This window comes from Mycobacterium branderi, assembly GCF_010728725.1.
GTDB classification, from domain to species: Bacteria; Actinomycetota; Actinomycetes; order Mycobacteriales; family Mycobacteriaceae; genus Mycobacterium; species Mycobacterium branderi.
Map to the genome: position 1 here is coordinate 226610 of NZ_AP022607.1, position 21713 is coordinate 248322.

The window sequence follows — 21713 nt, forward strand, 5'->3', positions numbered from 1 at the left end:
TGCGGATAGTGTAAGCACGGTTCGTGAGGGCTCGCCGCACGAATTTCGGCGGCTGCCCACAGGCTGCGCCAGCCTACCGGGGTGCGCTCGGCGCCCCCACGTTCGGCGGCGGTGACCAGCCGATCAGCACTCCTTCGGTGCTGGTCGGGGTGACATAGATGGCCTTGCCGGGCCGCTGCGGCTCCGCGTACACCCCGCTGATGATGGGCCCGTTGTCGCGGCGGCCGTCCAGGATCAGCACCGGCGGCAACGAGCCGACTGTCCTGCCCAGCACGGAGGGCCCACTCGACTGGAAGCTCCAGTTGCGGATGTCCGCGGCCGCCACGATGTGCAGCCCCAGCTGATCGGCCTGCTCCACGTAGGGCGCCAGCCTGACCAACGGCGAATCGGCGGTCTGCCACGACGTGATGTCGTCGATGACCAGGAAGATCCGCCTGCCCGTCCAGAACCGGCGGGTCAGCATTTCCTGCTGGCTGGTTCCTGGCGGCGGCTGGCGCTCTTCGAGCAGCTGGCACAGGCTGTCGACCACCTTGCGCATGTCCCCGGCCGCATAGCTGTAGCGCGACAGCCACTCCTCGGGCACGACCCCCACCAGTTTGCGGCGCGGATCGAACAGCACGATCGTGGCCTCCTCGGAGCTGTAGCGCGACATGATGGAGCGCATCATCACCCGCAGGAAGTTGGTGCGCCCCGACTGGGCGCGCCCCACCGCCACCACATGCGGATGCTCGGCGAAGTCCACAAACGCCGGGCCCAGCGTGGTTTCCGACAGCCCGAACGGCACCCGCTCGCGCGGCACCCGCGGGTCGACGAGAGCGGCCACCTCGGCCATCGGCACCGACTCCGGCAGCCGCAGCACCTCGCTGACCTTTTCCACGCCGGCCACTGCGCGCACCACCGCGCCCAGGCCGCGGACCTCGACGCGTCCCGAGGGCTGATTGGCCAGCTCGGGCACCCCGATCATCAAATGGTGCCCGGTCGGGCTCAGCCCGCGCCCGGGCGTGTCGGGCACCTCGCGGGCCCGGTTGACGCCGTCGACCCGCTCGACCTCTGATTCGCGCGGGTCGGTCAGCCGCAGCTCCAGTTTCTGGGCGGTCTCGGCGCGCATCCCGGTGCGCATCCCGGACAGGTGGCTGGTGTGGGTGACCACCACCCGCACCCCGTAGTTGCGGGCCCGCATCAGGCTCATCACCGTGTCCACATGCTTGGGCATCGCCTCGGCGAAATTCGCCCAGCCGTCGATGACCACCACCACGTCGCCACCGGCCACACCGATGTCGCTGGGGTGAGGCCCGAACTTGGCCTGGCGCACCGTCATCATGTCCAGCCCGCGGGACGCGAAGGTTCGTTCGCGCTCGTCGATGATGCCCTGCACCGTCGCCAGCAGACGGTTCACACCCTCGGTGTCGAACACCGGCACCACGGTGGCCACGTGCGGCAAGTCGCCCACCGCGGCCAGCTGTGGGCCGCTGGCGGCCACGCAGTAGAACTGCACCCGCTCGGGGCGATACATCAGCGCACCCGTGGCTACCATCGTCATCACCGCATTGGTGGCGCCGCGCTTGGGGGCCGCCACGATCATCGCGTTATCCGACAGCAGGTCCAGGCAGAAGACGTCCTGCCGGTGCTCACGGGGCCGGTCCTCCAGCGCGATGGGGAACACCAAACCGGGGTTGTCGCCGTAGTCGACGTCCCACGGTTTGCCCCGCAGCCGGCCCACCAGGTCGTCGGCCGGCGGCGGCACCCCCAGCGGCGGCAACCACAACTGCCGGGGCGGGCCCACCCCGGTGGCCTGCAGTGATTCGATCACCGCGTCCACCACCTTGGGGGCGTCGTCGGTGCCGGCCGCGTGGCGCATCAGGTTGTCGATGCGGGCCGCGGGTGCCCGCGCCGGTTCTGGCCGCTGCGGGGCGGCCAGCCGGCCGTCGGGGTCGGTGGCCTCGACCACGGTGAATGGCCGCGGGTTGAACCAGGTGCCGGCCCGCACCGGGCCCACCGTTTCCTCGACCTCGCTGGGCGGCACGTAGGGCGCAGAGGAGAAGAAGAAGCGGTATTCGCGGGGCTGCCGCTGGGCCACCCGCAGATACGCGGTGCCCTCGGCGCCCTTCTCGGGCAGGTGCGCGGCCACCGCGGTGCCGATCGCCTCGCGTGAGTCCTCTTCCCGCCCGGTGCGGGCGGCGATCGTGAAGCCCAGCAGCTTGCGGATCTCGCGCAGCTTCTGGGTGTCCACCGTCTGGCCCACAAGCTGCAAGAACATGTGGTAGGCCCGGCCGAGTCGCACGATGCGCCAAAACAGTTTCTGGAACTGCGGGCCCCAGTCCTTGTCGCCGAGCATCTCCTGGTACTCGTCGCAGATGATGAACAGGGCGGGCACCGGCGGCAGCGACGGGTCGGTCAACCGGCGCTGGTTGTAGGCGTTGAGGTCCGGCACACCGTCCAGCGCCGCACACAGCTGCCCGCGGCGGTCCAACTCGCCGTCGAGGGCCTCATACATGCGGCCCACCAGGTGCCGCTCATCGGCCAGGTTGCTCACGCTGGCCACCACATGCGGGAAGCGTTCGAGTACACCGGCGGCCGACTTCAGCTTGAAGTCGGAGAACACCACGTTGACGACCTCGGGCGAATGGGTGAGCGCCAGCGAGGTCACCTCGGTGATGATGCCCTCCGACTTGCCGGCCCCGGTGGTGCCGATGAACAGCGAGTGCATCCCCATGCCCTGCTGGCTGCCCTCTTTGAGGTCCAGCTCCACCACCTGGCCGTTGTCGTCCAGGCCGATCGGGAAACGCATCCACTCGCGGCCCTGGATACGCCGCGGCGCCCACAGCCGGTCCACATCCAGCTCGCGCGGATCCCGCACACCCACGACATCGAGCAGCGTGCGCTTCTGCTCGTCCTCGCTGGACACCGCGGCCGTAGCGCCGGTGGCCCGATAGCGCGCCAATGCCCGCGCGAAGCGCTCCACGGCCACCACGCTCATCTGGTCGGCGGTGGCGTAAAACACCTCCTCGAGCTCGTCGGACTTCGTCGGTCCCGCAGCGAACAGTGTCGGGTCGTCGGCCGGCAGCCGTTTGCGCAGCACCCCGTCGACCAGCCGGTACGTCGTCGACGGGTCGAAGCCGACCCAATGCCTGCCGCCGAAACTGTCCGGGGGCGGCACGGGCATGGCCGCCGCCAGCCGGATAAAGCAGGTGCCGCCGTAGCCGGCGCTGCCGGTCAGCCCGGCCCAGTCCTCCGGGGTGCCGCAGCCGTCGTCGACGATCACCCGCAGCGGCAACACCGTGCTGGTGTCGGCGGCGTGCAGGCCGCTGGCCGGCGGGCTCCACTGCGGGCGCGGCGTCTCGGCCTCATCCAAGAAGCTTTCCAGTTTGGCCGGCGACGAGAACAGCAGGCGGCGCTCCCCGCACCCGTCGCGTTGGCTGCGGTGCTGCATGTGCGGCAGCCACTTGGTCCACTCCCACTGGGTCGGCGCGGCGCTGACGACGATGATCTGCACGTCGGCCGGGGAGTGAAACGCCGCCAGCTGGCAGATCATCGCGCGCGCCAACGCCCGCACCTGGCTCATGTCGCCGACGACCGAAAGGCCCGGGAAGCGCTGAAGCCAAATGGCTTTCGCGGTGTTGTCGATGTATTCCTGCTCGATCAGGAACTTGCGCAGCGCGTGCGCGGTCGCCGGCTCCAGGTCGGCGGACTCGGCGATCTTCGGCTTGTCGATCTGCATCGCCAAGGCCACCTTGCCCACCCCGACCCGCACCACGGCGAATTCGTCGCTGCCCGGGATCCGCTCCCACATCCGCGCCGAACCGACCGCACCCACCAATTGTTGTGGCTCCCAATGGAAGTGCGCCCGATGCTGCCACTGCGCGCGCCGCTGAACATCCACCTCGTCGCGCACCTCGTCAAGGCGGGCAAAGTATTTGCGGCGATACAGGGTCAGCTCGCCCCACGACATCTTCTGCGCCGCACCACGGCCACGGAACAGCATGCCGCCCATGCCGATCAGCATCATGAAGCCGAAAATGCCGAAACCCGATGCGAATGTGCGCATCCCGGTCACGTACATGGAGATGATGAAGCCGACCACCCCCACCACCAGGGCGATCGGCAACACGATGCCCCACACGCTGCGCGGGGGCGGGATCGGCGCCACCAACGGCGGCTCCACTGCGATCTTGCCCCCACCGGTGGCCGGGGGACGCTCCAGTTCACCGGGACGCACAAACGGCTGAGTCGTCACCGGACCACCCTAACCCGCGTCTGAGGCGATTTCGGCACCAAATTCGGGCCCCCCGACATCGCCACATCGACGCCCCGTCACCTATGGGCCGAGCGCACTGAGCTAGCCGCTCGGCTCCGCGGCGAAGTCGGGCCGGGGGCTGTCTTCGCTGCGCCCGCCGAGGTGCTCGGCCAGGAACGCCTCAGCCGCGGCGTAGAACTTCTCCCGGTTCTGCGGCCTGGCCAGTCCGTGTCCCTCGTCGGGAAACTGCGGGTATTGGTGCGCGATCCCCTTATCGGTCAGGGCCGCCACCAAGGCCCGACCACAGTCAACGTCCATGTATACGACTAGCAGGCCGAGGATCCGCGGGCCCGCGTCCTGCACTCGATCAGATACCGCAGCTGAGTTGCTAAATTTTTGTCTACACCTCTAGACTAGAAATTGTCTAGCGCGCTAGACTACACTTATGATCGCACCGGCGCCCACTCGAGAGGTCGTCAAGCAGCTCAAAAAGGCTGGCTTCACCAAACGCGACGGAAAAGGCAGCCACACCATCTGGACCTGCAAGCACGGCCGCTACAGCGTCTCAGTGGACACCGGCCACCGAACTATCAGCCCAGGCGTACGCCGCCAAATCGACACTGCGATCAACGAATGCGATACCAACTGCAAGAAGGAGGGATGATGATGCACACCTACCAGGTCAACGTCACCCGCGACGGCAAATGGTGGATGATCACCGTTCCCGAACTCCGCCGGTACGTCACGCCGGACGGTTCGATCAACCTCAGCGATACCACCCAAGCGCGCCGACTCTCCGAAGTACCTGCCCAGGCCCGCGACTTCATCTGCACAGTCACCGACAAAGCACCCTCCGAAGTCGCCCTGAACATCACCATCGAAGTCGACGGAATCGACGTCACCGCACGCGCCAACAAAATGCGCCACGACCGAGAACTGGCCGACCGCTACGCGGCAATCGCCCAAGCCGAAGCCAAAGAGCTCGCTCGCGACCTCGCCGCGCACGGCGTCGCGGTCCGCGATGTCGGCGAGGTACTCGAGATGTCATTCCAACGCGCACAACAGCTGATATCCGCTACTCGATAGCAGCCGGCGTGTCACACACAACCAGCGCACTAGACCAAGGCTCGGGAATTTCCAGCCGTTGACCATCAGTTGCGGCCGGAGGGGACCGGCGGCTTTAGCCGTTGGGGGAATCCGGTCAGACGAACAGCGTCGCATCCGGTAGTTGTCGGTGTCGTTGCATAACGTGCGTGGTGTGTCGCAGCGCCGGTTTCGCCGTACTCCGGGTGGGGTGTGGTCGCTGGGGCTGCATCTGGTGTGGTCTCTGAAGTATCGGCGCGCGATTTTGGGTGGCCGGGTAGCGGCCCGCTGCGGGGAACTGCTGGTGGGGATCGCCGACGAGCACGGCTGGCAGATCGTGGCCAAAGACGTGATGCCCGATCACGTGGACCTGTTGGTGCGGGTCGGCCCGGCTGACGCGCCAGCGTCGGTGGTGCGTGCGTTCAAGGGCCACACCGCAAGGGTGCTGCGGCACGAGTTTCCGTAGCTACGGAGGCGTGACAGCCCGGGATTTTCCCGATTTCAGATCGAGCACATACAGCCGCCAGTTCTCGTCGCCGCCGGTGTCTTGCAGGTAGAGCTGGCTGCGGTCGTCGTAGGCGAAGGCGTAGACATACACGCCGCGATCACACCGCCAGACTCATACACCCGTTCCTACAGCACCCCACCGACAACTGACGACCACTCAGAACGCAACAGTTGACAGCCCTTCATGCCCGGCGGGCCCGCCAGCTACGTCGTCTCGGTTGCGTCGGCACCCTTCACTGCCAGCAACGCGTCCCCAAGGGTGTCGTGCAGTGACAGGAACTCGTCGAGCTGGACCAGCCGGATAATCCGACTGGTCATCGCGCCTTGCGCCGCCACGGCGAAGCGAACTGATCCATCCATCTTCTCGCGCGCGTCCACGAGAACCTGCAGTCCCGCTGAGGCCAGAAATCGGACCTGCGACAAGTCGATCACAAGCGCGCATGGGTGCTCGGCCAAAACGGCTTCCACCGCCCTTTTGAGCATCGGCGCGCTGGCTCGGTCGATTTCGCCGCCGACCGCGAGCACCGTGACACCGCCAAGATGCTCAACGGAGTAGCTGATCGGATCCTCCACCAACACTGGTCAACCCTTAGTCCTCCCCTATATCTGGCCTGAGCTTAGACCGGCCGGCACCGCGCGACTGCAGATCGCCCATCTGCTCTTGGGGCCGATTTCGGCGGAGCTGACCGGCAATCGGTGCCGGCCGCCCGTTTCGAGCGGACTTAGGATTGCCTGAACCGCCACGACGGCGCCGGACTGAAAGACTCAAACTGCAGGCATGATTGAGCGGATGACAGCTCGGGCGTTGAGCGCACTGGCAATGGTGTGTGCTGCGGTGGCAGCGGGCTGTACCGAAATCGCGACCGGCACCGCGGTGAAGGCGCCCGGCGGCGCGGGCGACGCGAGCGTCGCACAGATGGACACCGGAAGCTATCCGACCACGGCGGGCCCGCCGATCGGCAGTGCAGCCGACGATCCGCAGGCCGCCGCTGCCGAGGCACGGCGGATGGCCGGCTACGTGGTCGGGCCGTGGCAGGTCGAGGCGTCACTGCGCGACCTCGATTTCTACGCCACCGCGCCCATACCGGATACCGCCAAAGTGATGATGACGTTGAGCTTGCCTTTCACACCCATCTCGTGGGGGAATGCGTTCGGCGACATCGCCAAAGCCCACTCGTTCATCGCGGGATTCGAAAGCGGCCGCGCGGGCACCGGTGAGGTCCAGAAGTTGTACAACGTGGTGATGCGGTTTGCCGACGCCGACGCCGCGGCCGCGGCCGCCCGCGAAATGGTGGCCGTCAATCCGCCGCCCGCGCTGCTGAAGATGACCTGGAACTTTCCCAGGCCGACTACCTCCACCGAACCATTCGATTCGTGGCAAACCGGCGCGTGCACGGGATATGACTCCGAACCGGTCAAACCCGACTTTGCCGCATCGGCTTCTGCCGGGGGGCGGATCGCCATCCGCAGTTTCACCAACCACGGGCTATATGTGTTGTACCAGTTCGTGATTGCGATGACCACCAATCCCGGCTGCGATGCGATCATCGACGTTTTGAAAGAACAGGCCCGCCTGATCGACCGCTTCCCGCCCACCGACCGCGAGGAAATGGCTGATCTGCCACTGGACCCGACCGGGCGCCTCTGGGCGCGCACGATCCCGGCTCCCGACGGCGGCGAGCCGTTCAGCGCCGGTGTGTGGCAACCGAATTCGTGGCTGCACTTTGAAGACAATCCCGTCGAAGCCGCCACCCTGTTCCAGGATGCCGGTGTCGACTGGGTGGTGCAGCGCTCGACACGGGTGTATCAGGCTCGTAACTCCGCGGGATCAGCCCGTCTGGTAGACCGGTTCCTTGCCGACACCCGTGCTTTGCCCGACGTCAAGCCCACCCAGACTGGGGTCCCAGGTTTTCCTGGCGCCACCTGTTTCGAGCGGACGAAGCCGATACCGCTGCCGGTTGCGCGCACGGCTATGACGCTCAGGCAGGCGCTGTGGCATTTCAAGTGCATCGCTCAGACAGACCGCTACGCATTCATCTCCTTCTCCGGCGACGAGAAGGACGCCAAGCAGCAGATCTCGGCCCAATACAGGGTCCTGGCTGGCAAGTAGCGCTGACGAGCCCGATCGCGTTGGAGCCCGGACCTTTCTCGGCCTACTACGAAGGCGATCTTACGCTGTGCGGTGCGCTGGCGTGCGGGACCTCTGGCGCTCAGATAGCTGACGTTTCCCTGCGTTGCGGCAGCGGCATACTTCGCGCGGCCGTCGCCACTTTCCATCAGTACCGACTCGCCAGGCGTTTCATGTTGCAGAGCTCCGCCAGGATTGCAGAGTTGAGCCAGGTTCAGCCCCTGCGAGGTCGGCCTGTCCATGCAGTCCCTGCGCGCCAACGTAATTGGAGTCAGGAAGACCCGAGGCGACCAAAGCATCGTGCATCACGGTGGCCAACTGCACGGCGGGCCCCGGCCTGCATGTCGTTGAGCGGCGGGGCTGGAGCCCGGCTACAGGCCAAAGCAGTCCGGACAATGACGACATACCACTCCTCGGCCACGGCCGCGGTCAACTCATTCGGACACGTCATCGTCGCCCCACCGCTGATCGACGGCCAGGCGGTTCCTACCCAAAGAAGACGCCAAGGCCCCTTTAACCCGACCTTCGGTCTGGCACAGTCGATCCCGTCCCAGCTGGACCGCCAATACGAGGCGGCTGTAGCCGCCGGAGGCATCCCAGTGGAGTGGCGAGTTGCCGAGCCGCGGGTGGCAGCGGCCATAGAAGCCATTATCGAGCAACGCGGTTACGGCGATCTGATCAACGTCGTCGTGGTCCCACCCGCAAGTTAAGACGAACATGATAGGACAAACGGTGTGCTGAAGCTGATCGGCGGCTGGGGCGATCGGGCAGAGACCCCACGCTCGTGCGCGGAGCGTGTGCAGCTGTCGTGGCAGCTGATGCCGTCTCAACCCGACACGTACGGGCCGTGGGGCGTTTGGGTTTCCGGTGAAGATCGCCAACGCCGAGTTTTGGTGCCCATCAACGACGCCGACCCCGAAGCCATCGAGGCGGCCATCGTCGCCGAAACCGAACGCGTCAACGAAGGGCCCCGCACGGCGCCAGGCCACTACATCGAGTTCACCCGAGAAGTGCTTGGCGAGCGGCCCGAAACCAGCCCTCGCTACTTCCAGTATTACGCGCGCGCCGGCTTCGTCGAAAGCGCCCGCCCGATGAACCATCTGCTAATGGAGCTCGACGCCGATACCCAGCCCGACCAGGCGCGCACTTACCTGATCGCACTCGTTCGTGCCTGGCGCCCAGAGCATTTGGCGGTTGTCGGCGACACCACTTTGAAGGAGCAGCGCCACAAACCGCCCCAGGTGCGAGTCGGCTGGCTCACCTATATCCGCGACGCCACCACATTGGACACAATGATGCTCGGTGAGCAGATCACCGTCACTGAGGCCGACGATGGCCGCTACCTCACCCTGTCCGGCAGCCCGACCGACCCGGAGCTCTACAGCGTCCTGCTCGTCCGCCGCGCACTCGGCTACCCCGATGCCTGAAGTCGCCGCAAATGAGCGTGGTTGCGTCCACACCGCCAGCAGCATAATCGTGACATGAGCCGGAAACGGGTGAGCGCCAACGTATGAACTCGGCTTTCGTCAAGAGGTCGGTCGCGACCGCCACCATGACTGCGTTCGGCGTCATGGTCGGACTTTTGCTGTGGGTAGCGACAATGTACGTCTTGATCCCGTTCCTTTTGTTCGCAGCAATGGGCGCTGCGCCGTTTGTCGCGCTGCTCATTGCCGGCACCACGGCAGCGCTCACGGCTTCTCGCCCCTGTAGGGCTCCCGCGTGGGCCGAGCGACACCGGTTGGCGTTCTGGGTGGGAACGTTCGCCACGCTCGTCTTTGTGTGCATCGGGATTGCCGCGACGACTCCGCAGATGATTCCATTCTGGCCGACATGATCGGGGCTCCCGGACCCCGAGCGCTCCCGTCGGCCGCGGAGGCTCAGCTATCGATCGCGGCGGCTGAAAGTTGTTCGGAAACAAGTAGATACGTGTGCCCCGTGCCCACCCTCGTCGTCGCGAATCTGCACGTGGTGGTGTGCTGTGTGCCGTGCTCGCTCACCTGTGCGCGGTGCTGGGCTGCACTGTGAAAAAGGGAGTCGAACCCCTGCGCTGCCCTTCGCGCGCCAGAGACCGGCGTTTTACCCCGCCGGGGGCTTTGTGCACGCCTCCGCGACAACTACCTGCACAACTCTGTCGGTCAGTCCAGCAGCTCTACCTCCCAGTTGGCGCGCTGGATTCGCACGTCGAGGTCGCGCCACTCGCGGGCGAGCTCGTCGGCGCGGGCGCGTAACTCGGACACCGGCAAGGCGGGAAGCATCTTCAGCTCGGACCGCAGTTGGCGCGCATACCCGGGCTGGTTATTTCCGACCGCCGCGTCTGCCGCAGCCGTTACCACAGAGTGACGCAGCCGCAACGCATCCCGGCGGGCCAGGGCGTCGGTCAGGGTGCCGTCCGCACCGATAGCAGTGGCAGCGTTGGTGCGATTGATCCGCCGGATGAGCGTTTCGTACACATCGAGCACCTCGTTGGCCTCGACCAGCAAAGCTGCGGCGTCCTCGGCAGGGTCCTCGCCCTCCTGAAAACGCGCATTGGCCACGATGCGACTGCGCAGCTGCTCGATCCGGCGCACCGAATCTGCCCGCATAGCTAATGCCTCCGCGAGTTTCACCGCCCCCGCACCATCGCAAACATCATGTCCTGCCTCCTCGAAACCGCCCGCGCACCACGGGCGCAGTCGATACGATCGTAACCGAGGTCGATCCACCCCAGCCGCACCAAATTCAGCCGCCAGGGTCTATTAGTCGGCGCTCAGACGGCGCAGCGCGCGATAGAAGAGGCTCAGGGTCTGATGGTGGACAGCAGAATCTGGCCCAGCAAGAAACAAGTTTGGATGCCTTGCATAGCAGGCTTATTCGCTTCTGGCCTTACTACGATTGTCCCCGACAACCCGTGTGGACAGGATACGCATGGCGTCAGCGGGGTCGATGAATCAGCGACGGCGGTATTCCCGGGCCGACGTTAGGTCCGGGTCCGGCGCCCGACGGGCCAACGGGCTTGGGCTCGAAGCTGCCCTCGCTGAAGTTTTCCCAGTCATCGTCTTCCCAGCCGGCCGACGACATCGTCGCAACACCGCGACCACCCGCATCCGATGTGTGCTCCTGCAAATCCGCCGGTACCGCCTGGATCCGCGATGCATTTTCTGCATCCTTGGCCTTCATCGCGGCCACCGCGGCCTGCGCTGTCGCCTCAATCTGCGCGCTTTTCGGCGCCAGATCCGCTGACGCGGCGGCCACGTTCGTGGACACCGCAGCCGCTACACCTGCGGCGGCGCCATCGACGGGCGAGCCTGCGCCGGCGGTCGGCACCGGCCCAGGCTGGGCCGCGCGGGCCAGCGATGCCCCTACCTGCCTAGCCACCTGCATAACGTGTGCCGCGGGTATGTCAATCGGCTTAGCCAATCTCGGACGCTCCTACTCTGCCCCACTGGGCCACAACTGCGCTTCGACACTGATCTGCCTTGCTACATAGGCGATTTCAGCGTACTCCGGTTCCGAGCCACGCCACATCAGCAATAGCTCCGCCGCGCGGGCCAGGCTGTAATAGGCCCGCGCGTACGGTGAAGCCATATCGTTGTTCACCCTTCCGGGCCGTTGACTGGCGCTGTCGAATGTTGCGTCGCGGCCGGCGACTTCCAATTCGTCCCACTGCTCATCGGTGATCGGCTGGCTCTCGCTCAGTGCTGTCGCAACTTGTCTGATCACCGGCGGCACCGACAGACCCAGTAGACCGGATGCGCGCACCAGCACCGAACGCACCACCGATTCGGTCAATGGCCACACCATTGATCGATCCGGACGGCTCACGCTCGTAAGGCGCACGTACTCAGCACGATCCAGCGTCTCCAGCCGATGCATCCGGGATTCATCCAACGACGGCGGTGAGGAATCGGCGTCAATCGGCGAAACGGCTAATGAGCAATCCTCGTAATGGCGGATACCCGCCTCACGCGCGGGGATCGCCGACCCGCCATGATCCGTCGACACCGCCAGCGCATATAGCTCGATGTTGGGATTGCTTTCGGCGCACAGCTCCGCGTACGCCAGCATCGTCTGCGCCGGATTCACCCACGCGAACCAGCGCGCCCGGAAAGAGCTGGGAAGTCCGGCATCTGAGAACAGCATCTGAGCTGAGCGCGGAACGAACACCCCGGGCGGGATGTAGCCGACTCCTTCGTTGCTCACGATCACCTTCTGGGTGCCCGAAGGAGTCTTGAACACACCGACACACCAGTCGATGCATCCGTACACACGGGATGCGTGCATCAACTCATACACGAGGCTAGAAGCCTCCTCCAACAACGGATCCGGCGCGTTGGATCGCAAACCCACGCCCGCCCCGGCTGCGGTGGCACCCACGCCTGAAGCCACCACGCCCGGCGGCAGCGGGGCGGCAGGTGCAGCCGCCGGAGTCGCAGGCGCCGAAGGAGGCGGGCCTGCAGCCGGTGGTGGTGGACCAGCCGCTGGCGAAACCACCTGGCGCGCAGGCACATCCGAGCCCAGCGGCGGCAACGGGCCGCCACCGCCAACCGCCGGCGGAATCATCGCACCGCCCATACCGCCGCCTCCAGTGGGCGTGGGCGTAGACACGGGTGCCGCTGCAGGCGGGGCAGCCGCCGTCGGTGGACCAGCCGCAGGCGTCACCGGCGGCGGAGCCCCCGCCGCGCCAGCCGTGGAGGCCACCGGAGGTGGAGCCGACGACACCGGAGGCGGAAGCGCCGACGCCGCAGACGGTCCCGCGCCGCCCGCGGCACCCAGCCCGGCATCAAATCCCCGAGAGAAATCGGCGGGCGTCGCCGACGGCATACCCGGTGTCGCGGGCGGCGTCAAACCAGATGCGTTCGGCAAGCCGCCCGCATTCAGCGGTGGTGTTGCTCCCGATCCAAGCCCTCCAGGCATTCCGCCCGACAGCTTCCCCAGGCCGCCGAGACCACCCATCGGACTACCACCGCCACCGCCACCACCGGCACCACCGGGCGTTGGTAGTTGTGGCATCTGCGGCACCGAGGGAATACCAGGCTCTTGGCCGCCACGCGTGGACCCAGGCCGAACGTTGGACTCCCGACCCCCCGGCACTTCACTCGGATTCGTGCCGTTCACGCTTGGCTCTTGTCCGCCTCTGTTGCTCATTGGGTCTTGGCCGTACACGCTTGGCTCTTGTCCACCCCTACTACTGCCGGGACTAGCTGGCAGTGGCCCGTCTGGTGGGGTTTGCGGAATTTCCCCCAGGCGACCTCGCGGCATATTCCCGATTCCACGACCGCCGCCGGGACCGGCCTGGGCGTTGACCATTGCTTGCAGTTCCGGATCGACGGGTGGGTCATCTGAGCCAGCCCCGTTGTTCGCCGCCCCCTGGCCATTCCCGGCGCCGCCACCGATTTGTGCGCTGCACTTTGCGATTTCGCCCGCGGCGGTGGCAGCTTTCGCTTGGGCTTCGGCGCGCGCTTGGGCCACGATTTCTGCGATGGCGTTGAGCAGCATGCTCATACCCGCCGCGCTCAGACCGCGCCCTTTGTTGGCCTCTTTGAGGCGCTTGATCTCCTCGTTCGCCTTCTCATCAATCGCATCCAGGGCGCTGCGGGTGCTGTAGATCACCCGCGCGGTCTCGTTGACGGACTTAGCCATCGAGGCGTACGAGTCGTGCATGTCCATCACAGTGTGCGACTGGCGGATGCACGCGCCATGCATCCCGTCGATCATCTCGCCGGATCCGTCTGTGTAGAGGCCTTCCGCGGACCGCCTGATCGTCGCGGCGTCGTCTTCTAGTTCATTGGCCTTGTGCTGCAAGCCCTCCCCTGCATCAGACCAAGCATCAGGGTCAGTCGTCGGCCACAGCCCACCCAAGATCGCCGATGAATACGGCCGCGAAGGCATTGTCGAAGGCGCGCCAACAGCTACCACCATCGCACCCCTAGCTGGCCGCAGACGGCCATCGGGCCACCTAGCGCGACGGTTCCGTCGTTCCATGCGGCGTTGTCAGCGTCGGTTGCTGGCCCGGGCCGAAAATTTGCCGCGTAGAGCCGAAAGTCATCGATGTAGCGTTGAAGTGTCCGTGTCAGGAACCGCGGCGGATCAGCATGGGCGTCCGCTACTGGCTGGATGCGACCGGCCCAATTCTCCACTGCCGCCTGGAATCCCGGGACACCCGCGTCCCGCTCAGGTGTGCCGCTATGGCCGAGGTTTACAAAACTCTTACCGATATCGATGCTTTCTTTCATCAATGGGCTAATCGCTTCGCATAATGCCCGGTCAGCGGCTTCTGTGTTGGTCGCTGCGGACGATGTAGGGCTCACAGAGGTCGACGGCTTGCCTGGCGCCGCGTCCGGCTCATGCTTAGTGACAAGGCTTATCACCGCAACCACCAGTGCGGCAGTTGCCATCAGGATCGCGACAGCGGTCAAGACTCCGTGGATCGGGCGACGACCAGGGGGATAGCGCGGGTCCGCCCCGTAGAGCGGAGGCGGGGCAGGCATCGGCGGGCCGGACCCCAGCGGGGCAGCGGCGCCGCCGTTGGGCAAATTGCCTTGTGGGATCCCACCCGTGCTCATTAGCCCAGCTTAAAGGGTGTTGTTGCATGGAAGTGCACCAATTCCGGGCGGTAACGCAGGACTGGCCACTGCACCAGCGCGGAAGCATTTGATTCCGCCGCCGTCGTAACCGAATGGACCTACCTGAGCCTCCGACTAAAACGACAGCGGTTTACAACATCTCGGTTGTAGAGCGGTGGCCGTGGGCTGGACGGCCAACGTCGACTACGTCACTGACTGGCTGGTCCGGCTCGACGACCGCATCACGAGCTTGTGGTCGCGGCCCTCGGCTGCTCGCCGAACGTGGGCCACTTTCGGGGCGGTGTCGGTGACGGAACCGAGCACTTCGATCGGGGCGCGATCGTCCAGTCGCGTGTTGGTGCCGAACAGCCGGTGGTCAAGCGCGATGGTTCGCAGTCGAGCCTTGGTCGCGATTCTGGCCGCGGCGGGTTGCTGCCCATCGCGGCAAATGGGACGCCGTCGCGAACCCTTCGCTGCACACAAGGGATTGCAGCGTGAAAGAGTACCGACCATGCCTTGGTATCCGGGATCGGAGGGGTTCGTCACCAGGTTTTGGGACGCACGGCAATGGCAGATCGGGCTCACCAGCGATTACCTGGTCATCGAGGGCAAATGGATCGCGCTCAATGACATCGCCGGAGTCAGTTATTGGCACCGGACAACGCTTCATTTCCCTACCGCAACCATGCTTGATAAAGGGCCGTCATATGTTTATCGGGGATTTACGGTTACGGACTTCCGGGGATACACCGCCACGCTCGAGTTTAACAACAAGCTGCTCAGAGATGTGCCCGAGAACGAGATAGCCTGGCGAGGCCTGGTCGATATTTCCCGAAGGACCATCGAGCCCCGGATTTCGCAGAGGATCTTCGCGTCGATACGTGCCGGAGCGGAATACTCGGTCAAGGACGGGCGCTGCTTTGTCACCCTGTCCCCGAGCGGATTCACTGGTAGAACGTTCCGCACGACGACGTATCCCTGGTCCGACTTCTATCACGTCGAGGTCAACCCCTTCCAGGGTGTCAATGTATCGACGAACCACGGCCAGGCACGGATCTGGGCGCAGTCCGGAGAAAAGCGCAAGACACGCCTCGTCACCGGGCTGGACACCAGGGTTCCGAACGCCGTCGTGTTGGCGTCACTGATGCCGATGTGTGCCGCGGCGTTTGCCACAAGGATTTATTAGCCGCCGCATGCGGCCAGCAGATTACCCAAGATTGCTGCGCGTGCTGCCGGCGAGGCCTTGGACGTATCGCCGCGTAGCCCGCCAAGACGCGGTCTCCGACGAGCGACGGCGCCGGCGGCAAACCCGGCTCCCCGTCGACGGAAGTGGAATCGCCTGGCGGCGAGACGATGTCGACGGCCGCACCCCCGACAGCCAGAACGAGCAGGTTTGGCACGTCGGGCCATTCCCGCCCCATAAGAATTCAATGAGAAGAGCCGTTTCGGGCAAACCTGTATGCCAACCTAGAGATACCAACGCTCAGTCGTGACAGCTGCGCCGACGCGGACATAGCGACGAGTTTGGCCTCCCAGACCACCGGCCCCGGGGCAACCTGTTTCCACTCCTTTACAGGTGCGCCGGGGCCGGCCAGCCACGGCCCTGCGCCACCCGTTTCTTATTCCTCTCTGCGGGCAGGCGCGGGGCCGGGCACCTACTACGCTCGGCGCCCGCCAGGGTGCCCGCCCCGATCGCGACATCAGCCATCGGTGCAGCTGCTGACTACGATCGGCAGATGGCTCAAGGCCCGGAAGGGGGCCGTCTTTGGCGGCGCCGTCGGCAGTCTTCGGCTCCCGGATCGCTGTCCGACAAGGTTTATCCGTATCTGGTGACCGATGAATACCCCGACGTGCTGTCCACCCCGGCGCAGGCCCAACGGCGGATTGGTCACGGCTTGTCGGTGGCGCTGGTCTCGCCGATGGGACCACCCTCCGCCCAGGTTGTCGGTGCAATCGGGGCCGCGGACCTCAAAGCCGCGGGCATTGATTTGGTCACCGCGTACACCCACGCAGACCGCAATCTTTCTTTGGCGCTGTCAAATCGGCAGATCACCTTGGAATTCTTCGAGCGCGGGCCGGCAGGAGCTCCCGCAGTAGTTATCAGTGGACATTGGCTTGCTGCAACCACTTTGGTGGCATCAGGTCTGCGTGATCGCATGAGCACATTGCTTGGCGATGAGATTGTCGCGGCAGCCCCGCACCGAGAATTACTTTTTCTGTTTGGCACCGAGACCACCACCGCTATGACGGATGTCATCGACGAGGAATTCCGCCGCGCCGCTAAGCCACTGACCGCGGGTCTCTTCACTCTCGGCAACGACGGTCCTGCACCGCTTGCGGGGTGGGACTGACCCAGGACGTACCCGTCCACATCGTCTCCGACAGCCCCACCCCACCTCTTGGGTAACAGCACGACGCAACAGTGCCGACCGTTGGAAATTCTGACAAGGCGCGCCGATGCTTTATGCCTTATCTTGTTACCAACGGGTAGGCCCTCCGTTTCCCTGGCCGCCGATCCCGCCCCGGAGCGCGCAACGCCGCTGGGCCGCTAACCACCGGGGCGCAGGCGCGAGTCGTGACGCAACTTTCGGCTGGGGAGATCCAATGCACGATGTATGTCACCCGTCGGGCAACCGAGGCGATTATCCGCAGGTCGAGCGCAGGCGCCCCAGGTGTGCCGGCGAGTCGCCTGCTGACATGCTCCGCGAATTACCCGCCCTGGTGATACTTGAGCGGATGCCCATTCCGCTGCTGGCCATCGGCCCGGACGGCGCAATCTTGTTCGCCAATCCGGCGTTTGCCGCCATGTTGGGTCACACCCAACAAACGATTGTCCACCTCACGTTCCAGAGCATTTTCCGCAATCTCCCCCTTGATGAGCCGGTAGTGACGATGCGTGCTTACGCAGATGAGCTTGTCGAGCTGGCACACCGTGACGGCTCCATCGTGCACGCTCGCATGAGCAAGTCGGCAATGATTCGCGCCGACGACACCGTCGCGCTGGCGGCTTTTCACGACCTGACCGAGCAGTTGTGGCACGACGAGAAGCGCTAAGCCCTGCCGACTAGCCAAAGGTTCGACGGGGGTGCCGCAACGGTCAATAGCCCGCCACGGTCCACTGGTCGTCGGCGAATACAGAGGTCGCCGCGGCACGCAGCGCCGCAATTTTGCGCTCAAGGCCCGCCGCCGCGCTCCTTAGACTCATCGCATGGCGTCGACCATGCAGCCGATCAGGGTTGATTCGGGTGCGGTGGAGCAAACCGCGCAGACGGTGGCTGCGGCGCTCACCCGGGCGGCGCGGCCCGGACCGATACCGGCCGCAGGGGGCGGATCGCCGATCGATGCCGCGGCGACTGCGCTGGCCGAGGCGGTGGGGGCGAAGGTGGCAACGCTGTCGGCCCAAGTCGGGCCGAAAAGTGCTGAGCTGCTGGGGATTTCGGCTGCTGCGGTGCGCCAGTTACAGGCCCAGGACAAGGCCAATGCGGACCAGATCCGCGCCGTGGCGGGCACCCAGCCGCTCGACAACGGATGGAAGACCGGCCCGCCCTCGGCTCCGGGCGACATGTCCTCGGGCGACATCGATGCCATCGACAAGGCCAACCGCGCGCTGCTGGACAGCATGGAGCAGGAGTACCGGGCGCTGCCGGACGGGCAGGTCAAGACGGACCGGCTGGCCGATATCGCCGGGATCCGGGAAGCGCTGAAGGTCCCCGAGTCACATCTGGTCTATTTGGCCAGGCCGGACAATCCCGCCGACATGATCCCGGCGGCTACCGCGATCGGAGATCCGTTCAACGCCGACCACGTGTCGGTGACGGTTCCCGGGGTGTCCGGGGCCACCCGCCACAGCATCGCCACGATGACCCGGGAGGCCTACGGATTGCGAAGAGAGGCACAGGAAATCGCCCGTGTCACCGGCGACAGCCAAAATGTCTCGACGATCGCGTGGGTGGGATATCAGCCCCCGCCCAACCTCGGGTCGCTGCAGACGCCATTCGACGATTTGGCGAAGGCCGGCGCGCCGAAGCTGGAGTCGTTCCTGCAGAACCTGAACAGCGCCTCGCACAACCCGGGCCACACCACCGCACTGTTCGGCCACTCCTACGGCTCGCTGGTATCCGGGATCGCATTGAAGGACGGGGCTAGTTCGGTGGTCGACAACGCGGTGATGTACGGCTCGCCGGGCTTCGAGGCGACCTCACCGGCCAAGCTGGGCATGAACGATCACAACTTCTTCGTCATGACGGCGCCCGATGACCCGATCCGCTACGTCGCCAACCTCGCGCCGCTGCACGGCTGGGGATCAGACCCCAACGAGGTCATTTTTGGTCCCGGGCCGCGCTACCGGTTCACCCATCTGGACACCGACGCCGGCTGGGTAGACCTCGGCGGCCAGCAGATTTACAAGACCGGCTCCCACGGGCATTCGGGATATCCGCATGATCCGATGCAGCAAATGACCGGTTTCAACCTGGCGACCATCCTGCTCAACCGGCCCGACCTGGCGGTGCGGGTCGGCCCCTACCACTGATGAGACCACACCGAGGCCCGCGAGCCGTCACGATCGGTCGGCGTATCGTCGCGCTGGCGGTGATCGGGGTGTTCACCGTATTGATGGGTGGCTGCGCCATGTTCGACAAAATCGGAAACATGCACCGGGAATTGGACAACCCGCATCAATCGCAGACTCTGCACGGCGAGCAGGAGATCCAGCTCATCGACAGCATGCGCGCCAAGGGGTCCTATGAGGCCGCGCGCGAGCGCCTCACCGACACTGCCCGGGTGATCGGCGAGCGGGTCAGCGACGCCGTGCCGGGCCAAACCTGGACATTCGACGATGATCCCTACGCGCAGGAGGCCTACCGGGATGGGTCGCTGTGCGAGAAGCTCGACGCCGATGTCGCGCGGCGACCGGAGGCCAAACGGGTGGGATTCGGGGCCACCTTCTCGGCGGAGGGTTTCCGCACCGCGGCGGCCATTGTGCGCGAAGAGGCCGCCAAATACGGTGCGACCGACGAGTCTTCGCTGTTCGACGAGCCGGCTAAACGCGAATACCGGGTGCAGGGCAAGGGCTATGAGTTCCGGTTCATGCAGATGAAATTCGCGGCGCTGTTCATCACCGGCGACTGTTTTTTGCTGCAGAAGGTGATTGATTCGCCACCCGGGCAACTGCCGCCCGGCTCGACCACCGCGCCGCCGATACCGCCGGGCCGCTGAGCCGCACGCCTGCCGCCGGCCCCGACCACGGGGCCGGGAAAAATTGCGCATTAGCCCCCAGTGGCGACGCGGTAGGCTGATTCCGCCCGCAAACATGATCGACCGGGGAGGTTCCGCGATGGTAGAAGTCGATCCCGAACTGCTGCACTCCGGCGCCAAGATGACGCACGGGGCCGCCAAACATGTCGCGTCGGGGGCCGACCAGCTGGCCGGCACATCGGTTCCGTCCGGCATCTTCGGCGATTTCCCCGCCGCGGAAAATTTTCACGCACGGCTCACCGTGCACCACCAGGAGCACGTCGCGCTGATGCGCCAGCACCATGCGGTTCTGGCTAACGTCGGCGACAAGGCGCACGCGGCCGCCACCGGCTTCGTGCGCACCGACGACGAAAACGCGGCGTCGATCAGATCCGTCGGCCGCGACGCGGTGTAGGCGGTGTCGAAGGCAGAAGGCCCCCCGTCGCTGCGATACCTCAGTGTCGGGGAACTTGTCGCCGGCGCGGGCGGTGACCCGTGGCAGGTCAACGCGAGTTTGCAGAGCGGCGACCCCGGCCAGATCGCCAGTCTGGCGGAGGCTTTCTACCTGGCCGGGGTGTGCACCGAGCAAACCGATGACCAATTCACCTCGGCGAAGCTGCGCTTCCAGCATGCCTGGAATCACGAGCAGCCGGAGCACCCGATCAACGATTCCCGCGAAGTGCAGCGCGCCACCGACCAGATGCACCTACAGAAGACTCAGCTCTCCGCCGTCGGTGCCGACATGGAACAGATCGCGGCGTCGCTGGCCGAGGCGCAAGCCGTCGCCGCACCGGTGATCACCGGGTTGAACACCGCGCTGACCTCCATCGACAACCAGATCGGGGTGGCCATCGCCAACCACGCCAACCAGGCCAACATCGATTCGCTGCGCAACTCGGCCGTTGCGACCACCCGCCAGGCCTTGGGCGAGCTGCAGTCCATCCGCGAGGGCTACGAGAGCACGCTCACCGACGCGATGACGCGGATGCGGGGTCTGGACGGTTATGACCCGATGATTCTTCAGGGCTACGACGCCGACGGCAAACCCACCGTCGGTGACCAGACGCTGCAGGCCGCCGACCGGTACAACTCGACTCGGCGTGCCGCCGACGAGGCCCTGGTCAACAGCGGCGGCCCGATGACCCCCGAAAAGCAGCAGGCGCTGGCGCGGCTGCGCGACTTGGCCACGGTCAACGACCCGAAGGCCAGTCCGCAGGCGCGATTTCTGGCCGGTGAGCGCCTCGACGACTTCAACAAAGCCGGGCTCAACGGTCCCTGGTCGGCGGCGCAGCGCGATCCGGTGCTGGGTACCGATCCGGCTAGCCGCGCCCGTACCCGGCTGGAATTGCAGAGCAAACTCGAGCAGGGCCTGCTGGGTGGGGGCCCGATGACGCCGGATCAGGCGACGGCGATGCTGGACCAATCCGAGGAGCAGGCCCGTGTCATGGTCACGCAGAAGGCTATCGGTGCCCTGGAAAGGCAGGGTATGTCACCCCAGGGCGCGATCGCCGCAGTCGACGGTCTCTCACGCGGCATCAGCTGGGAGGACCTGACCAAGATGGGCCAAAAGGGCATCGGCCCCGTCGGGGCCGGCCTCGAAGGCGCGGCCAAGTCCTTGCCCACCGGTGCGCACGACTGGGTGCGGTTCAGCGAAGGTGACGTCCGGGCGCTGGAGACCATCGGCAAGCGGGTCAGCCGTGCCGGCGACGCACTCGAGGTGTGGACGGCGCTGCAGGAATGGAGCAACGGCGCGCCGGCCGGAAAAACCTTCGGTGGCGCCGGCGGTTCCATCGCGGGCGGCTTGGGCGGCGGCTGGGTCGGCGGTGCGGCACTTGGGTCATTCGCCGGGCCCGAAGGCGCGCTTCTCGGCGGCATCCTGTTTGCGGCAGCCGGCAGTGCCGGCGGAAAATGGGTTGGCGAGCACGTCGGCGAGCTGATCGATGAGCTGGCGCATTAACTCCACGCACAACCAGCCGGCGGCCAG

Annotated in this window: 21 protein-coding genes and 1 pseudogene; 14 read left to right on the forward strand and 8 right to left on the reverse strand. The window is 65.7% G+C overall.

Going from position 1 to position 21713, the window contains the following annotated elements; all coding sequences use genetic code 11:
- Window positions 1-73 precede the first annotated feature (73 nt).
- Window positions 74-4234 (reverse strand): type VII secretion protein EccCa, encoded by a 4161-nt coding sequence (gene eccCa, locus G6N47_RS26010; protein WP_083134618.1) that lies wholly within the window; start codon window positions 4232-4234, stop codon window positions 74-76.
- A 102-nt stretch (window positions 4235-4336) separates the two neighbouring features.
- Window positions 4337-4525: a prolyl oligopeptidase family serine peptidase gene (locus G6N47_RS26015; RefSeq protein WP_249025622.1), complete on the reverse strand. Its 189-nt coding sequence runs from the start codon at window positions 4523-4525 to the stop codon at window positions 4337-4339.
- A 154-nt stretch (window positions 4526-4679) separates the two neighbouring features.
- Here G6N47_RS26015 and G6N47_RS26020 point away from each other — a divergent pair, with 154 nt between their 5' ends.
- From G6N47_RS26020 to tnpA, 3 genes are all read left to right on the forward strand, one after another.
- A complete protein-coding gene (locus tag G6N47_RS26020) occupies window positions 4680-4898 on the forward strand; it encodes a type II toxin-antitoxin system HicA family toxin (RefSeq protein WP_083134619.1) in 219 nt (72 codons plus the stop codon).
- Window positions 4898-5320, forward strand: a complete 423-nt coding sequence (locus G6N47_RS26025; RefSeq protein ID WP_232080417.1) for a HicB family toxin-antitoxin system — start codon at window positions 4898-4900, stop codon at window positions 5318-5320. Before G6N47_RS26020 ends, G6N47_RS26025 begins: the two co-directional genes overlap by 1 nt.
- 172 nt (window positions 5321-5492) lie before the next feature.
- Window positions 5493-5783, forward strand: coding sequence for an IS200/IS605 family transposase (gene tnpA / locus G6N47_RS26030; RefSeq protein WP_163659878.1), 291 nt, complete (start codon window positions 5493-5495; stop codon window positions 5781-5783).
- Here tnpA and G6N47_RS30105 read toward each other — a convergent pair whose 3' ends face one another.
- Window positions 5784-5915 carry a hypothetical protein gene (locus G6N47_RS30105; RefSeq protein WP_264007134.1) on the reverse strand — a complete coding sequence of 44 codons (132 nt, stop codon included), beginning with the start codon at window positions 5913-5915 and terminating at the stop codon, window positions 5784-5786.
- A gap of 113 nt (window positions 5916-6028) precedes the next feature.
- Window positions 6029-6397, reverse strand: a complete 369-nt coding sequence (locus tag G6N47_RS26035; RefSeq protein WP_372517544.1) for an STAS domain-containing protein — start codon at window positions 6395-6397, stop codon at window positions 6029-6031.
- A 217-nt stretch (window positions 6398-6614) separates the two neighbouring features.
- Here G6N47_RS26035 and G6N47_RS26040 point away from each other — a divergent pair, with 217 nt between their 5' ends.
- The 4 genes from G6N47_RS26040 (at window position 6615) to G6N47_RS26055 (ending at window position 9786) form a co-directional block, all read left to right on the forward strand.
- Entirely contained in the window at window positions 6615-7934 is a 1320-nt protein-coding gene (locus G6N47_RS26040; protein WP_139799753.1) for a DUF7373 family lipoprotein, read from the forward strand.
- Between the two features lie 413 nt (window positions 7935-8347).
- Window positions 8348-8662, forward strand: coding sequence for a hypothetical protein (locus G6N47_RS26045; RefSeq protein WP_232080418.1), 315 nt, complete (start codon window positions 8348-8350; stop codon window positions 8660-8662).
- A gap of 24 nt (window positions 8663-8686) precedes the next feature.
- Entirely contained in the window at window positions 8687-9379 is a 693-nt protein-coding gene (locus tag G6N47_RS26050) for a hypothetical protein (protein WP_083134623.1), read from the forward strand.
- Between the two features lie 83 nt (window positions 9380-9462).
- A complete protein-coding gene (locus G6N47_RS26055) occupies window positions 9463-9786 on the forward strand; it encodes a hypothetical protein (protein WP_083134624.1) in 324 nt (107 codons plus the stop codon).
- Between the two features lie 301 nt (window positions 9787-10087).
- Here the strand turns inward: G6N47_RS26055 and G6N47_RS26060 are convergent, their stop codons facing one another.
- From G6N47_RS26060 to G6N47_RS26075, 4 genes are all read right to left on the reverse strand, one after another.
- Window positions 10088-10558 carry a DIP1984 family protein gene (locus G6N47_RS26060; RefSeq protein WP_083134625.1) on the reverse strand — a complete coding sequence of 157 codons (471 nt, stop codon included), beginning with the start codon at window positions 10556-10558 and terminating at the stop codon, window positions 10088-10090.
- 304 nt (window positions 10559-10862) lie between these two features.
- Window positions 10863-11306, reverse strand: a complete 444-nt coding sequence (locus tag G6N47_RS26065; RefSeq protein WP_139799754.1) for a hypothetical protein — start codon at window positions 11304-11306, stop codon at window positions 10863-10865.
- 54 nt (window positions 11307-11360) lie between these two features.
- On the reverse strand, window positions 11361-12248 hold the full coding sequence (locus G6N47_RS29925; protein ID WP_232080419.1) for a hypothetical protein: 888 nt from the start codon (window positions 12246-12248) through the stop codon (window positions 11361-11363).
- A 1592-nt stretch (window positions 12249-13840) separates the two neighbouring features.
- Window positions 13841-14347: a hypothetical protein gene (locus G6N47_RS26075; RefSeq protein ID WP_139799755.1), complete on the reverse strand. Its 507-nt coding sequence runs from the start codon at window positions 14345-14347 to the stop codon at window positions 13841-13843.
- A 328-nt stretch (window positions 14348-14675) separates the two neighbouring features.
- Between G6N47_RS26075 and G6N47_RS26085 the strand changes: the two genes are divergently transcribed.
- The 7 genes and pseudogenes from G6N47_RS26085 (at window position 14676) to G6N47_RS26115 (ending at window position 21686) form a co-directional block, all read left to right on the forward strand.
- Entirely contained in the window at window positions 14676-15680 is a 1005-nt protein-coding gene (locus G6N47_RS26085) for a hypothetical protein (protein ID WP_179966475.1), read from the forward strand.
- A 493-nt stretch (window positions 15681-16173) separates the two neighbouring features.
- Entirely contained in the window at window positions 16174-16845 is a 672-nt protein-coding gene (locus G6N47_RS26090; RefSeq protein ID WP_083134631.1) for a hypothetical protein, read from the forward strand.
- 346 nt (window positions 16846-17191) lie between these two features.
- A complete protein-coding gene (locus tag G6N47_RS26095) occupies window positions 17192-17548 on the forward strand; it encodes a PAS domain S-box protein (RefSeq protein WP_139799756.1) in 357 nt (118 codons plus the stop codon).
- A 487-nt stretch (window positions 17549-18035) separates the two neighbouring features.
- A pseudogene (locus tag G6N47_RS26100) lies at window positions 18036-19025 on the forward strand (alpha/beta hydrolase family protein); the annotation flags it as partial.
- Window positions 19022-19711, forward strand: a complete 690-nt coding sequence (locus G6N47_RS26105) for an LppA family lipoprotein (protein WP_372517545.1) — start codon at window positions 19022-19024, stop codon at window positions 19709-19711. The pseudogene G6N47_RS26100 and the gene G6N47_RS26105, both read left to right, overlap by 4 nt.
- 118 nt (window positions 19712-19829) lie before the next feature.
- The gene (locus G6N47_RS26110; RefSeq protein WP_163659880.1) at window positions 19830-20144 is read left to right on the forward strand and encodes a DUF2563 family protein; all 315 of its coding nucleotides are present in this window, start codon (window positions 19830-19832) and stop codon (window positions 20142-20144) included.
- A gap of 3 nt (window positions 20145-20147) precedes the next feature.
- Complete coding sequence (locus tag G6N47_RS26115) at window positions 20148-21686, forward strand: putative alpha/beta hydrolase (RefSeq protein ID WP_083134635.1); 1539 nt, start codon at window positions 20148-20150, stop codon at window positions 21684-21686.
- Window positions 21687-21713: the final 27 nt, after the last annotated feature.

What these genes read in the sequence shown, in the direction of transcription:
- G6N47_RS26045 (WP_232080418.1), top strand. Translation starts at nt 8,348, where the DNA reads ATGACGACATACCACTCCTCGGCCACGGCCGCGGTCAACTCATTCGGA.
- G6N47_RS26095 (WP_139799756.1), top strand. Translation starts at nt 17,192, where the DNA reads ATGCTCCGCGAATTACCCGCCCTGGTGATACTTGAGCGGATGCCCATT.
- G6N47_RS26020 (WP_083134619.1), top strand. Translation starts at nt 4,680, where the DNA reads ATGATCGCACCGGCGCCCACTCGAGAGGTCGTCAAGCAGCTCAAAAAG.
- G6N47_RS26055 (WP_083134624.1), top strand. Translation starts at nt 9,463, where the DNA reads ATGAACTCGGCTTTCGTCAAGAGGTCGGTCGCGACCGCCACCATGACT.
- G6N47_RS26025 (WP_232080417.1), top strand. Translation starts at nt 4,898, where the DNA reads ATGATGCACACCTACCAGGTCAACGTCACCCGCGACGGCAAATGGTGG.
- G6N47_RS26040 (WP_139799753.1), top strand. Translation starts at nt 6,615, where the DNA reads ATGACAGCTCGGGCGTTGAGCGCACTGGCAATGGTGTGTGCTGCGGTG.
- G6N47_RS26110 (WP_163659880.1), top strand. Translation starts at nt 19,830, where the DNA reads ATGGTAGAAGTCGATCCCGAACTGCTGCACTCCGGCGCCAAGATGACG.